Consider the following 14,070-nt stretch of genomic DNA (forward strand, 5'->3'; position numbering starts at 1 on the left):
CGGATCGGGGGTTCAGGCGCCGTTGACCTCGGCGAGGTAGGCGGCGGCCTTCTCCGGGTCGACGAACCAGTTGAGCAGGTCGTTCGGGTCGTTGAAGCCGGCCGCGAAGCGGCGGGCGATCTCCTCGTTCTGTGTGGACGCGCCGAGCAGCTGCTGCACGTGCGGCGGGAGCGGCTGGAGCATGGCGTTGGTCCAGCCGGTCACCGCCTGGCCGTGCGCGGTCCAGAACGCCTCGAACGTGTCGGTCATCCACTGCTCGTCGAACGGCTGGTCGCCACGGGCCAGGACGGCCCGCAGGTAGTGGTTCGCGGCCTTGGCCGCCGTGTTGCTGCCCTGGCCGGTGATCGGGTCGTTGGCGATGACCACGTCGGCGAGGCCGAGCACCCGGCCACCGCCGGGCAGGTGGCCGACCGGCTGACGGACGGTCGGCGTGTAGCGGCCGTGCAGGGTGGCCTTGTCGTCGGTGAGCCGCACGTTCGCGGCCCGCGCGGCGACCCAGGGCAGGTGCTCGCGGATCAGCTCGAGGGTGATCTCCAGGTGCTCCTCGGGAACCATCCGGCCGGTGTGACCGGCCCAGCGGTCCAGCGGGCCGCCCGGGATCGCCTCCCAGAAGAGGATGTCGCACGGACCGGTGTGGGTCAGGGCGGGAATCACGAACAGCTCGCCGAGGCCGGGCAGGGCGTGGAAGCCGACGTGCGGCTCCGGCCACTCCGGGTCCGGTTCCAGACCATGGACGTACGCGACGGCGAGGCCCCGCTGCGGCTCGGTGTACGGCGAGCGGGCCGGGTCCCGGTCGAACATCGCGACCAGGTCACCCTTGCCGGCCGCGACCACGGTCAGGTCGTACCGGCCGAGCTGGGTGATCGCGTCGAGGTCCTGGGTGGTGACCGCGTTGTAGATCACCTCGATGCCGCGTTCCTCGGCGGCCTCCAGCCAGTGGGCCATCTTGATCCGCTGGTCGGTGGACTGGGCCGGGCGCTCCAGCGGCGCGTTGAAGGCCAGCGCCAACCGGCCTTTCTCGACGGAGAGCTGGGGGCGCAGGCCGTGGATCGGCGGCGCCTGGTCCTCCCAGTGGTTCAGCCCGTACGCCCGCTCGGTGTTCAACGACAGGTCGAACATCGCCTGGGTCGAGGTGGGCCAGCCGGTCCGGATCTCCTCCGGCGTGCGCGCCGACATGAGGGTGACCTCGTAGCCCTCGGCCCGCAGGCCGAGCGCGAGTTGGAGACCGGCCTGGCCGGCCCCGACAATCAGGATCTTGCGCATGTTGTTGTCTCCTGTAGTACCGACCGACGTTCGGTCGCGTGGTCCACCACTGTCAGCAACGCGCGCGCGACGTTGCGCGGATCGCGGACGTCCGCGGCGATCAGCGGGATGTGTGGGGGCAGGGTCAGCGCCTCCCGTACCGCGGAGAGCTCGTGGGTCTGAATCCCGTGGAACGGGTTGACACAGACGATCCAGGGCACTGTCGCGTCGTTCTCGAAGTAGTTGACCGCGGCGAACGAGTTCTCCAGGTTGTTGGTGTCGACCAGGACCACGGCGCCGACCGCACCCCGGACCAGGTCGTCCCACATCGGCCAGAACCGGGGCTGGCCCGGCGTGCCGAACAGGTAGAGCACGAGGGAGTCGTCGATGGTCACCCGGCCGAAATCCATCGCGACCGTGGTGGTGACCTTGTCGATGCCCGGGTCGAGCCGGTCGATCTGGGCCGCCGCCGCGGTCATCCAGGACTCGGTGCGGATCGCCGGGATCTCCGAGATCGCCTCGACGGCGGTGGTCTTGCCGACGCCGAAGCCGCCGGCGATGACGATCTTCGCCGAGGTCAGCCGCCTGTTCAGGTTCGCCTCACGTGAGTCGGAGAAGGCCGGCACGAAGTCTCTCCAGGAGCGCTAGGTCTTGCGAGGAACGGGTGTCATGCACGACTAACTGACCGATTTTGAGCAGGTCGTTGATCAGCAGACGGGTCAGGCCGAGCGGCAGGCCGCAGGTCGCCGACAGTTCGGCGACCGAACACATCCGGCGGGCCTGCTCGTAGAGCGACCGGGAGGCGGGGGCCAGACTGGCGGCGAGGGCCGGGTCGTACCGGTCGCCGGTGGAGACCAGGGTGTGCATCAACAGCGGGTCGCGGCTGCTGGTGCGACCCCGGGCGGTCATGTACGGGCGCACCTTCCAGTGCAGCCCCGGCCTTCGGGCCATCGGTGCCTCCGATCAGCGAGCCGGCGCGGGCAGGGTGTTCTGGTGCAGCGCGTGACGGGTCTCCGGGGTGAGCGCGTGACCGACGGCCTGACTGAATGTGGTCATGGCATATCCCAGTTGGCCGATCTGGGTCTGCGGCTGGGCGGAGACCAGCAGCGCCGCGACGAACTCGCCGGCCGGGTCGTCGATGCGCAGGAAGGCCAGATGGCCGTGCGGGTAGCGGATGCTCAGGTTCTCCGGGGCGCCGAGCTGCAGGAGGCCGCCGAGCTGGCCGGTGATCCCGAGGAATCCGGCGGCGAGCGCGGCGACGCTCTCCGTGTGCTCGCGGCTCAGGTGGCCGGAGGAGGCGAGTTGCAGGCCGTCGGCGGAGACCAGGACGACCGCGGTGATCGTCGGCACCTCGCGGACGAGCTGGCCGATCAGCCAGGAGACGTCCGGTTGGCCGCCGTGGGCCCCTTCGCCGGCACCGGCGGGGAAACGGTAGTCAGTCATCGCGGTCCTTCGGTTCTTCCTGGGGGGGCGGCACTTTGCTGGGGGGCGTTGGCTCGGGCCGCGTCCACGCCGGCGTTGAAGTCGGCGGCGTCGTCGTGCCAAGCGGTCCGGTGCCGCTGGGCCGGGACCGGGGGCGGCGGCGCGCCGGCGCCGCGGACACTGGCCGGAACGCGGCGGGGCATCGGCTTCTGCAGTGCCGGAAGCACCATCGTCACGTCGTTCTGATGGTTGCCCACGGGCGGAGGCGCAGGCGCGGGCGCGGGCATCGGGTCGTGCCGCGGCGCCTCGCAGAGCAGGTCCGCGCCGATCAGCAGCATCGCGGTCGTGCCCCGCGGCGGCCGGGGCACCAGGCGCACCCGCAGCGACGCGTGGCGATGGGTGAGCACGGCGGCCACGGTGAGGCCCAGGTGCCCCGGATGCAGCTCACCGGCGGCGGGCTCGGCCGGGTCCGACAGCAGCCGCTCGATCCACGGCAGGTGCGCCGGGTTGAGTCCGATCCCGACGTCCTCGACGCGGATCACCACGTCACCGTCACCGGTCAGGTGCGCGGCGATGGTGACCGGCTCGGTCGGCGGAGAATAGCGGTCGGCGTTGTCGATCAGTTCGGTCAGGATCCGGATCACGTCGTCGGCCGCGGCGGCCGCCACCGCGAGGTCGGCGATCGGGCCGAAATGCAGGCGCTCGTAGTGCTCGACCGCCGCGCCGGCCGCGTGCGTGATGTCGTACAGCGAGGTGATCTGCTGATCCGGGTCGTCGAGCGGCTCGCCGGTGAGGACCCGCAGGTTCTCGGCGAGGCGGCGAACCCGGGTGACGGAGTGATCGATCCGGAACAGGACCTTGCGCCGCTCGGCGTCCTGCTCGCGGAACTCGGCTTCGCCGATGTGGTGAACGGCCTCCCAGGTGAGGGTGAGGAGGCGGAGCGCGAACTCGCCGGCGATCGGACGCCACGGGTCCGGCGGCGGCGCGACTGCGGGCGCCGGCGCCATTTCCGGTACGGCTTCCGGTACGGCGAGGGGCCGCCGCCGGCGTGACCAGCTCAGCCAGCGACCTGCTGCGGGCATCGATCACTCCCCAATCAGCCTTCCGTCTCACCGAGGCGGAGGAAGATCACCGGCTACGGAGTCTGTACCGTACCCGCCCGATTGTCCGGATGGCCATCCGCGGTATCTCACACACTGTCAGGGCGGCCGCGATACTGGACCGGTGCGCCTGATCGACCATCACTGTCACGGTGTGGTGACCGAGCCGCTTGAGCGGGCCGGGTTCGAGTCGCTGCTGACGGAGTCGGATCGGGCGGCGCCGCCGGGCTGTTCGATGTTCGACTCGCAACTGGGGTTCGCCGTTCGGCGCTGGTGTGCGCCGGTGCTGGGCCTGGATCCGCACGTGGAGCCGGAGGTCTACCTGGCCCGGCGCCGTGAGCTGGGCGCGGACGAGGTGAACCGGCGGCTGCTGCGGGCGGCCGGCGTCGACGTGTTCCTGGTCGACTCCGGGTTCCGCCCCGGTGAGCTGTTGGACGGGCCGGAGATGGCGGCGGCGTCCGGGGCGGAGGTTCGCGAGATCGTACGCCTGGAAGGGGTTGCCGAAGCGCTGCCGGAGGTGACCGCGGCGGGTTTCGCGGGCGCTTTCGCGGCGGCCCTCGACCGGGCGGTGGCGGGCGCGGCCGGCGTCAAGTCGATCGTCGCCTACCGGTACGGCCTGGACTTCGATCCGCTTCCGCCGGGCCGGCGGGAGGTGGCCCGAGCCGCGGGAAGGTGGCTGCGCCGTGGCCGGCCACGGCTGGACGACCCGGTGCTGCTGCGCCATCTGATCTGGGCCGGTGTGGAGCGTGGCCTACCCCTGCAGTTCCACGTCGGTTTCGGCGACCCGGACCTCGACCTGGCGCGCTGCGACCCGCTGCTGCTGACCGGCTTCCTGCGGGCGACCCGCGACCGGCACGTCAGCGTGATGCTGTTGCACTGCTATCCGTTCCACCGGCAGGCCGGTTACCTCGCGCACGCGTTCCCGCACGTGTACGTCGACGTCGGGCTGGCCGTCAACCATGTGGGCGCCCGCGCACCGGCGGTCGTCGCCGAGTCGCTGGAGCTGGCCCCCTTCCACAAGGTGCTCTATTCCTCGGATGCGTTCGGGCTGGCTGAGCTGCATCATCTCGGCGCGCTGGCGTTCCGGCAGGCGTTCGCAGCGGTGACCGGTGCGTGGGTGCGGGAGGGACGCTGGTCGGCGTCCGACGCCACCCGGGTGGGAGAGCTGGTCGGATCCGGTAACGCCGTGCGGGTCTACCGGCTATGAAGGGGAGATGGGTATGGCCGGGGTGCTTGAGTTGCGCGAGCGGGGTGTGCGCGGCGTCATCCTTTCGTACGTGGACACGGCCGGGATCAACCGCGTCAAGACCGTGCCGCTGTCCCGGTTGGAGCACGCCGTCCAATGGGGTGTCGGTATGTCGCCGGTGTTCGACGTCTTCCTGGCCGACGACTCGATCACGAGCACCGACCGGCTCGGCGGCCCGGATGGTGACCTGCGCCTGCGCCCGGATCTCGACCGGCTCGTGGTGCTGTCCGGGCAGCCGGGCTGGGCGTGGGCGCCGGCCGACCGGTTCACTCAGCAGGGCGAGCCGTGGGTCGCCGATCAGCGTGGCTTCGCCCGGCGGATGGTGGGCCTGGCGGCGGCCGAGGGTGTGTCGTTCCAGATGGCGATCGAGGTGGAGTGGGCGGTCGGGCGCGACGGTGAGGACTTCGTCCCCGCGTGCCGGGGTCCGGCGTACGGGATGACCCGCCTGGTCGAGTTGAGCGACTACGCCCGCGATGTGCTGATCGCTCTGGAGGAGCAGGGCGTCCAGGTAGAACAGTTGCATCCGGAGTATGCGGCCGGGCAGTTCGAGGTGTCGGTCGCCGCCTCCGATCCGGTCGGCGCGGCCGATGACAGTGTCCTGGTGCGCGAGACCATCCGCGCGGTGTCTCACCGGCACGGGTTGCGGGCGTCGTTCGCGCCGATGGTGGTCGCCGACCGGGTCGGCAACGGCGGCCATGTGCATCTGTCGGTGTGGCGTGACGGGACCAACCTGTTCGACGGCTTCCCGTCCGGTGCGGGCGGGTTCGCGGCGGCCGGGATCCTGGCCCATCTTCCGGCGCTGCTCGCGGTGGGCGCGCCCACTCCGGGAAGCTATCTGCGGCTGATGCCGTCGCGCTGGGCGGGGGTTTTCGCCTGCTGGGGCGTGGAGACCCGGGAGACGGCCCTCCGGTTCGTGCCGGGCACCGCGGGTCTGGCCGGGGCGGCGAACCTGGAGGTGAAGTGCTTCGATCTGACCGCGAACCCGTACCTGCTGCTCGGCGCGCTGGTGGCGGCGGCGCTGGACGGGCTCGCCGGGCGGCGGCCGTTGCCGGATCCGGTCACCGGTGATCCGGTGAATGTGCCGGGCGCGCCGCGGTTGCCGACGACTCTGGACGCGGCGGTGGGCGAGTTCGCGGCGGATGCGGTGTTGCGGGAGGCGTTCGGGACGACGCTGTTCGACGCGGTCGTGGCGGTCCGCCGGGCCGAGGCGGCCCGGTTCCGCGACGCCGGTCCGGAGGATGTGGCGGCCGCTCTGCGCTGGGTCTACTGAGAGGCCCTCGGGTGGGCTGACAAAACGCGGAACGCGAGTATGATTCGCGTCCACCATGATCCGCATCACACAGATCCGTGCCGCCGTCACCGCCGTCGTCATCCTCGTCGCCGTCCTGGCGGCCGCCGCCGTGGCGGATCCGTCGGGTCTGCTCGCGCCGATCGGCGGCCGAGGGCTTCCGCTGCTGGGTACGGGCGGCGTCTACCGCTGGGCGCCCCTCGTGATCGGTCTTCCGGTCCTGCTCGCCGGCACCGCACTGCCCACCTTCGTGGTCGCCGGGTACGCGGCGGCGAGGTGGGTGTTCGCCGCCGCGTGGGTCGCGGTGATCGGCGCCGGCTCCTTGGCGACCGCCGCGAGCGGGTTCGCGTCGGCGCTTCCGATGGTGGGGCCGCATCTGTCGGCCGGCTCGGCCCTGACGTACGCGCTCAGCACGAGCGGCTTCGTGGCGATCAAGTTTCTGCTGGTCGGCTCGCTGGTCGCGGCCGGCGCGGCGCTCGCCGCCCGGTTCGGGCCGCGGCCGGCACCTGCCGGGGCCGGGTCCTTCCCGGTCGCTTTCCCCCTCACGGTCATGGTGATGGTGACCGGTCTGGCCGCGATCGGGCCGGCGGCTCACTGGTGGCACGGCGGACCGGTCGGCTACGCGTTCGACGGGTTCCTGGCCGCACCGGGCGCGGCCAACGGCGTACTCGGCTTCCTCGCCGGCACGGCGCTGTTCCTGGCGATGTTCGCCGGGGCCGCATGGTCGGCGGGGCGGCGGCTGACGCAGGCCGGGCCGCTGGTGGTGTCGGTGACCGTGGGCCTGGCCTCGGTGGTGGCAGGCCTCGGCCTCGGGGTGGTCGATGCCGTCCTCGCCGCGATCCCCTCGTCGACGGACCAGTGGTGGGTCGCCACTTCGCTGATCAGCGTCGCGACCGGCATCGGTTACGGTGCGATGGCCGGTCTCGTCGGCGCTGCCCTGGTCGCGGTGGGATGGCGGCTGCGATCGCGGGTGCTGCCGGTCGCGGCCACCGGCGTACTCGTGCTGGCTCTTGTGCCTTTGATCGGAGCGCCGGCTCCCGCGGGGCCGCCGGCGGCCGAGGAGGTCGCGGCGTCCGGCGGCATGGAGTACCTCCGGGTGCTCCCGGCGCGTGACGGGGACGGGCTCGCCACGATCGGTGACGTCACCGGCCGGCAGGTGATCCTGCGCGGGGTCAACGTGAATCAACTGATCGACTACCACCTGCGTGATCCGGCCGTTCCGGCGACACAGCCGCTGACCGACGGCGACTTCGAGCAGATGGCGGCGATGGGCTTCAACGTGATCCGTCTCGGCATGTCGTGGTCGCGGCTGGAGCCCGTGCGCGGCGTCTTCGACGAGTCCTACCTTCAGCAGATCAGGGCCGCGGTGGCCGGGGCGAAGGCCCACGGGATCTACACCGTTCTGGACATGCACGAGGACGCGTGGGGCAACGCGATCGCCCGCCCCGCCGAGGAGTGCGGCGGCGGGACGACTCCGGCCCGCGGCTGGGACGGCGCACCCGCGTGGGCGACGATCACCGATGGGACGGCGCACTGCGAGTTCCTGGCGCGCGACCTGGCGCCGGCGGTGGCGACGGCGTTCGGGAACTTCTACACCGACCGCGACGGCATCCAGAGTGAACTCGTGCGTACGTGGGCGTTCGTCGCGAAGGCCTTCGCGAACGAGCCCGCCGTCGCCGGTTACGACCTGCTCAATGAGCCGGGGATCGGGGCCAACCCGCCGATCAGCTCGGGGCTCCTGCTCGGCCGGTACTACGACGCCGCGATCACGGCCATCCGCCAGGCCGAGCAGGCCGCCGGCGGGCACACCCACCTCGCCTTCTTCGAGCCGAGCGTGCTGTGGTCCGGTCTCGGGTTCGACGCGGCCCCGGCGCCCGGGTTCACCGGCGACCGGCAGTTGGTGTTCGCCCCGCACCCGTACAGCGAGTCGATCAGCATGGACCAGGGCCTGGGTTTGACGATCGCGTCCATCGAGCGGAATCTCGCCACGTCGGCCCGCGCCGCCCGGGCGTACCGGGCCGCGCTGTGGTTCGGCGAATGGGGCTGGTTCGGCGACCCGGCGGTGGACGGCGCCAAGGTGCGGCGCCTCGCGGCGGCCCAGGACCGGCTCGGCGCCGGCGGTGCGTTCTGGGTGTGGCGGCAGGGATGCGGTTCGCCCGAGACCGGCGCCGACGCCACGACATCGGGGAACCTGGTCGCCGTCGACTGCCGTACCGGTGCGTCGGCCCCGCCGCCGGAGGGCTTCGCCCGGCCCCTGTCCCGGGCTTACCCGCGAGCACTGCCGGGCCGGCTGGACTCGCTCACCTCGGACCCGGACGGTGGGCTGCGGATCACCGCCACCGCCGCCGGCGAGCCCGCGAACTGCCAGGTCGACATCTGGGTGCCCGGCGCCACGATGCCCCGCCTGACCACGACGGGGATCGCCGAGCTGTCGTCGGCGCAGGTCACGGGCGGCTGGCGGATCAGCGGCTGTGCCCGCGGCGCCTACACCCTGGCGGCGGCGCCTTAGGGCCGCGTACGCAGATCTGCGTACGCGGAAAGCCGCCACGCGACGGACGACCCGATGCGCGTGCCGCCCGAGGATGGTCCGGTGCGGTTGACAACGAAGCAACGGTTGGTCGGCGTCGAGCGGGTCTGCTGGGTCATCGGTCTGGTGCTGATCGGCTCCGGGTTGTTCCACCTCGCAGTGTTCGCCGTCGACGGTGGCCCGTGACAGGGGCCGGTGTCGTGGCGGAAGCCGATCACGTTCGGGCTGTCGTTCGGGCTGACCCTGCTGACCGTGGTGTGGCTGTCGGCGTACCTGCCGTTGTCCGGCCGGCGGCGCGGATGGCTGCTGGGGATCTTCGCGGTGGACTGCTGCGCCGAGGTCGCCGGCTTCCTCAAACCGGTGCACGCGCTCGGCCTGCACGGTGTCCTGGTGCTGCCCGCCCTGGCCTGGCTGCTGTCCCGGACCGGCTGGGACGAGACCCGGCGTACGCGTACCGTCGCCGTGGCCGTGGCCGTGGCCGTCTACGGCGCCTCCGTCGCGGCAGCCGCGGCGTACTCGCTGGTTTGAGAGGATGGTGCGGTGCGGGCTGACCTGGCGCTGGCCGTTCTGCTCGCGGTGACGGCTGTCGTGGGCAGCAGGGGCGCCGCCGAGGTGAGCCACCCCGCCGTGCCGCTGGATCCGGCCGGTTACGCCCTGGTGGTCGTGGCGGCCCTGGCGTGTGCGGTGCGGCGCCGGAAACCGCTGGTGACCCTGGTGGTGGCGGCGCTGTGCACGGCCGGCTACCTCGCCGCGGGTCACCCGTACGGCCCGATCCTGGTCCTGATGATGTTCGCGGTCCTGCCCACGCTGACCGCCCGGGAACGCGAGATCATGGTGCTCGCCGCCGAGGGGCTGGCGAACGACGAGATCGCCGGGCGGCTGGCGATCAGCACGGCCACCGCCCGGACCCACGTCAGCCGGGCGATGATCAAGCTCGGCGCCCGGGACCGTGCCCAGTTGGTGGTCTTCGCGTACCAGTCAGGTCTGCTCGGTTAGCTCTGGAAAAGAGTGGCCTCTTGCTCTACAAATAGGCATGCGCCGCCTCATGATCATCTTCATGCTGCTCTCCCTCGGCGCCGGCATGGCGTTCGGGCTGAGCGGTGCCCTGCGGCTGTCGTGGACGCCGGCCACGGTGATGGCCGAGCCGTCCGGCACGGCGCCGCAGCGGACCGCCGTCGCGTCCCCGATCGGGTCGGTGACGATGGACCGCCACACGCACCGGCTGGACGTCGCGGCCCGGGCGGTCACCGACGCCGTCGAGGGGCAGAACGCCGGCGGCGTGCTGAAGGTGATCGTGGGCGAGGGTGGCGCCGGCAAGGACTACCGGCTCGACCGGACCGCCACCGGTCTCACGCTGACCGCGGCGAGTGAGGCGGGCGCCGCCGCCGGCCTGTACTCGGTGGCCGATCAGATCCGGTCCGGTGTGCCGGTCGCCACCGGCCCGGTGACGCCGAAGCTGGGGCTGCGCCTGACCGACGTGGGCTCGGTCGGCCGCGAACCCGACGCGGCGCGCTGGAGCAAAGGCACCGACTACTCGCTCAACTCCGACATCGTCACCGGCACGCTGCTGCCGCGGGCGCCGTGGGTCGACCGGGCCGAGGTGGAGAAGGTCGCCGTCCAGTTCCGGCAGTTCGTCGACCACTCGGCCGCGCAGGGCTACAACGGCGTCGTCGTGCCAGGCTTCCTGGAGTACGTGACCTTCGCGAACGTCGGCGACGGCCATGCCGTCTACCCGGCCGGGGACCCGCACATCGCCCGCGCGCAGGCGATGGTCACCGCGTTCGAGCCGGTCTTCCGGTACGCGTCGGACATGGGCATGCGGGTCTACTTCATGACCGACATGCTGGCGCTGTCCGGGCCGCTCGAGGCGTACCTGGCGAAGCAGACCGACCAGTGGGCGGTCTACCAGGCCGGCCTGCGTGAGCTGTTCGCGAGCATGCCGTTCGCGTCCGGCCTGATGATCCGCATCGGCGAGGGCGGCTCCGCCTATGCCGCGCCGGGCTGGGACTACTTCTCCCGCATCGCGGTCACCACGCCCGAGAAGGTGCGGGCGATGCTGAAGGCCTTCCTCGCGGTGGCCGCCGAGAGCGACCGGGACATCATCTTCCGGACCTGGACGGTCGGCGTCGGCGCGGTCGGAGATCTGCACACCAACCCTGATTCGTACGAGGAGGTGCTCGGCGATCTCGCCGACCCCCGCCTGATCGTCTCGACGAAGTTCACGCTCGGCGACTTCTACAGTCACCTGCCGCTCAACACCACGCTGGCGGTGGGCGACCAGCGGCGCATCGTCGAGTTCCAGGGCCGGCGTGAGTTCGAGGGTTTCGGCTCGCTGCCCAACGACCTGACGGCCCTGCACGCCTCCGCACTGAGGCAGTTGCTGGCCGGCAACCCGCACATCGAGGGCGTCTGGCTGTGGACGCAGGAGGGTGGCCCGCTGCGCGCCGGGCCCATGACGCTGTACCTGCGCACCGGGTTCTGGCAGCTCTACGACCTGAACGTGTACGCGATGGGCCGGCTGGCCAGGCAACCGGACACCGACCCGGGCGAGATCACCGCCGACTGGGTGCGCCGGACGTTCTCCACCGACCCGGCGACGGTGGCCGCGATCTCCCGGATGTTCGCGAGCTCGCGTGCGGCAGTGACGAAGGGGCTCTATCTGACCCCGTACGCGGACAACTCGGTGAAGGCCCTCGGCCTCGAACCGCCGCCGATGATGTGGATCTTCGAGTGGGACATCGCCACCGGCGACTCCGCCGTGCTGAGCAGCATCTACGCGACCGGCCGCGACCACGTCGACGAGACGATCGCCGAGGGCGAGCGGGCCGTCGCGATCGCCGCCGAACAGTATGCGGGCGTGGCCGCCACCGACCCGGCGACGTGGCGTGACCCGGACCTGCGGGAGCAACTGCTGGACTCGCTCGCGTACCAGAAGGACCTGTACGGCACGCTCGGCGCGTACCGCACGATGTTCCTGCGGCGGGCGCAGTGGCTGGACACCGGCTCCGCGACGGCACGTGCGCAGTGGAAGGCCGCGGAGATCGCTTACCGGGAGGCCCGCGACGTCTACGTGCGCGAGTACGACGGCGACGTCGACCTGCCCGCCTACAACTTCACCGCGGCCGACCTCGGCAGCGAGCGGTCCGACCGGGATCCGGCGATGGCGATCCTGGCGCGCGTCCTGCTCGGCCTGCTGCTCGTCTCGATCCTGGTGCCGTGGCGGCCGGTCCGGTCCCTCTGGCGGGCGGCGATCATGCCGTGGAAGGCGCCATCGGCCCCGGACCGGACGGGACGGTGGATCGCGATCCTGTTCCCGGCGGCCGCGCTGCTGCTCAGCCGCGAGATCTACACCTGGTTCGCGGCCCCGGCCCACCTGCTGGTGACGCTCGGTTCCTGGGTCCTGTTCGCGCTGGTTGCCCGGCTGCTGGTGCGCGGCCGTGACCCGTACGCGCTGTGGACGGTGATCGGCGGTGTGGCGCTGCTCCGCACGGTTCTGCTGCTGGCCGTGCTGGCGGTCCGCGGCCCGGGCCTGTACTGGTTCCAGTTCTGGACCGATCCGGTCGCGCGGACGGCGTACGTCACCGTCGCTTTCGCATCTTTCGCCTGGCTGTTCGTGGCCGTCGGCTCGGTGCTGCGCAGCCGCTACGGCTGGTCGCGCCGCCGGGTCACCGGCGGCGTCATGCTCGCGGCGGGCGTTCCGGTGCTCGCGGTCGGCGCGCTGATCCGGTCGGTCGGCTTGGAACGCGCGCTCAGCGCCTGGAACGACCAGATGGCGCTGCTGCCGTGGGGCCTGCACCGGATCCTGGGCATCGTGACGTTCCTCGACATCCCGCCCGCGCTGCCGACCTGGATCATCGTGACCGGCGCCGCCCTGTCGATCATCGGCGGCCTGACCGTCGCGGTCGGCGGTGGCACGGCGCAACCCGACCCGCGTACGCCCACCCCGCCGGTCGCGCCCGAACTCGACAGCGCGACTTCGTCATCGCCGAGTTGACGTCCGGCCCCGCCGTAGCCGGAATACGGTTTCCTGCACGTGTCGCGGTGGCGGCGTGCGAGTTTCCGGCACGAATTTCGGCATGACACATCTCTCATTCGCTTGATTGGATGAATGCCTGGCGAAAGCATTGCTCACAGTCAATTCGCGGGACCTCAGCGCGGCCATCCGGGGTGGCCGCCCATCCGAAGGTGTTCTGGTGATTCACACCCGTTTCGAATCGGTCGGCGCCTACCTTCCGACGGCCGTCGTCACCACCCGGGACCTCGTCGCACAGATGAGCTACCAGCCACCGTTCGACCTCCAGAGCATCACCGGAATCGCGGAACGACGGGTTCACGACAAGCGCCCGGAGACCTTCGAGGACTCGTTCGTGCTGGCCCGGCGAGCGGCCGAGGACTGCCTGTCCCGCTCGCGGTACGCCGCCGCCGACCTCGATGTGATCATTTCCACGTCGATCACCCGGTTCAAGGACGGTGACGACTTTCATTTCGAGCCGTCGTTCGCCCACCAGCTCGCCCGGGCGCTCGGCGCCCGGCGGGCGATTCACTTCGACGTCTCCAATGCATGCGCCGGAATGATGACCGGCGTCGCGATCCTGGACCGGATGATCAAAGCAGGAAACATTCGTAACGGAATCGTCGTCAGCGGTGAACGGATCACCGCGATAGCGGAAACCGCGGTCAAGGAGATCGGCGAGGTGTACGACCCGCAGTTCGGCTCGCTGACCGTCGGCGACTCCGGGGCGGCGGTCATCGTCGACGAATCCACGTCTGAGGCCGACCGGATCCATTATGTCGAGCTGATGACCTGCTCGGAGTACTCGCACCTGTGCATCGGCAAACCGAGCGACCGCAACCAGGGCATCGCCCTTTACACCGACAACCATCAGATGCACAAGGAAGAACGCTCCCGGCTGTGGACCCGGTTCCAGAGTGACTTCCTGGCCAAACGCGGGTCGAGCTTCGCCGCCGAAGACTACGACTACGTCATCCACCACCAGGTCGGCAGCAAGTTCATCCGCAACTTCAACGGCCACGGCGAGGCCGCATTCGGTACGCCGATGCCCGAGTCGCTGTCCGTGGTCGAGAAGTACGGCAACACCTCCACCACCTCGCACTTCCTGGTCCTGCACGACCATCTGCGCAAAGCCGGGGCCCGGGCCGGGGCGAAATACCTCTTCGTGCCGGCCGCCTCGGGTGTGGTCACCGGTTGCGTCTCCGCCACCATCAGCTCGCTGGAGGTCTGAGC

The 14,070-nt window shown here is 71.1% G+C and carries 12 protein-coding genes and 1 pseudogene; 8 read left to right on the forward strand and 5 right to left on the reverse strand.

Annotated features, from left to right (window positions below; translation table 11 throughout):
• Positions 1-12: 12 nt before the first annotated feature.
• From IEZ13_RS27025 to IEZ13_RS27045, 5 genes are read right to left on the reverse strand one after another with little or no spacing between them, the layout of a single operon-like run.
• Complete coding sequence (locus IEZ13_RS27025) at positions 13-1,263, reverse strand: styrene monooxygenase/indole monooxygenase family protein (protein WP_183218260.1); 1,251 nt, start codon at positions 1,261-1,263, stop codon at positions 13-15.
• A complete protein-coding gene (locus IEZ13_RS27030; protein ID WP_229795076.1) occupies positions 1,248-1,868 on the reverse strand; it encodes a GTP-binding protein in 621 nt (206 codons plus the stop codon). Before IEZ13_RS27030 ends, IEZ13_RS27025 begins: the two co-directional genes overlap by 16 nt.
• Positions 1,843-2,193: a DUF742 domain-containing protein gene (locus tag IEZ13_RS27035; RefSeq protein WP_183218258.1), complete on the reverse strand. Its 351-nt coding sequence runs from the start codon at positions 2,191-2,193 to the stop codon at positions 1,843-1,845. The genes IEZ13_RS27030 and IEZ13_RS27035 overlap by 26 nt, the downstream gene beginning before the upstream one ends.
• Before the next feature lie 12 nt (positions 2,194-2,205).
• Positions 2,206-2,685, reverse strand: a complete 480-nt coding sequence (locus IEZ13_RS27040; protein WP_183218257.1) for a roadblock/LC7 domain-containing protein — start codon at positions 2,683-2,685, stop codon at positions 2,206-2,208.
• Complete coding sequence (locus IEZ13_RS27045) at positions 2,682-3,746, reverse strand: sensor histidine kinase (RefSeq protein WP_183218256.1); 1,065 nt, start codon at positions 3,744-3,746, stop codon at positions 2,682-2,684. The genes IEZ13_RS27040 and IEZ13_RS27045 overlap by 4 nt, the downstream gene beginning before the upstream one ends.
• A gap of 142 nt (positions 3,747-3,888) precedes the next feature.
• Between IEZ13_RS27045 and IEZ13_RS27050 the strand changes: the two genes are divergently transcribed.
• From IEZ13_RS27050 to IEZ13_RS27080, 8 genes and pseudogenes are all read left to right on the forward strand, one after another.
• On the forward strand, positions 3,889-4,971 hold the full coding sequence (locus IEZ13_RS27050; protein WP_229795077.1) for an amidohydrolase family protein: 1,083 nt from the start codon (positions 3,889-3,891) through the stop codon (positions 4,969-4,971).
• Positions 4,972-4,984: 13 nt separating this feature from the next.
• Positions 4,985-6,280 carry a type I glutamate--ammonia ligase gene (locus tag IEZ13_RS27055; RefSeq protein ID WP_268240144.1) on the forward strand — a complete coding sequence of 432 codons (1,296 nt, stop codon included), beginning with the start codon at positions 4,985-4,987 and terminating at the stop codon, positions 6,278-6,280.
• Between the two features lie 55 nt (positions 6,281-6,335).
• On the forward strand, positions 6,336-8,807 hold the full coding sequence (locus IEZ13_RS27060; protein WP_183218254.1) for a glycoside hydrolase family 5 protein: 2,472 nt from the start codon (positions 6,336-6,338) through the stop codon (positions 8,805-8,807).
• 81 nt (positions 8,808-8,888) lie between these two features.
• On the forward strand, positions 8,889-9,011 hold the full coding sequence (locus IEZ13_RS47570) for a hypothetical protein (RefSeq protein WP_260178810.1): 123 nt from the start codon (positions 8,889-8,891) through the stop codon (positions 9,009-9,011).
• A 9-nt stretch (positions 9,012-9,020) separates the two neighbouring features.
• Positions 9,021-9,353 carry a hypothetical protein gene (locus tag IEZ13_RS27065; protein ID WP_203833870.1) on the forward strand — a complete coding sequence of 111 codons (333 nt, stop codon included), beginning with the start codon at positions 9,021-9,023 and terminating at the stop codon, positions 9,351-9,353.
• A 270-nt stretch (positions 9,354-9,623) separates the two neighbouring features.
• Positions 9,624-9,821: pseudogene (locus tag IEZ13_RS27070) on the forward strand (response regulator transcription factor); the annotation flags it as partial.
• 37 nt (positions 9,822-9,858) lie between these two features.
• Complete coding sequence (locus tag IEZ13_RS27075) at positions 9,859-12,819, forward strand: hypothetical protein (protein WP_183218253.1); 2,961 nt, start codon at positions 9,859-9,861, stop codon at positions 12,817-12,819.
• 199 nt (positions 12,820-13,018) lie between these two features.
• A complete protein-coding gene (locus IEZ13_RS27080; protein ID WP_229795078.1) occupies positions 13,019-14,068 on the forward strand; it encodes a 3-oxoacyl-ACP synthase III family protein in 1,050 nt (349 codons plus the stop codon).
• Positions 14,069-14,070: the final 2 nt, after the last annotated feature.

Source organism: Actinoplanes campanulatus, assembly GCF_014647795.1.
GTDB classification, from domain to species: domain Bacteria; phylum Actinomycetota; class Actinomycetes; order Mycobacteriales; family Micromonosporaceae; genus Actinoplanes; species Actinoplanes campanulatus.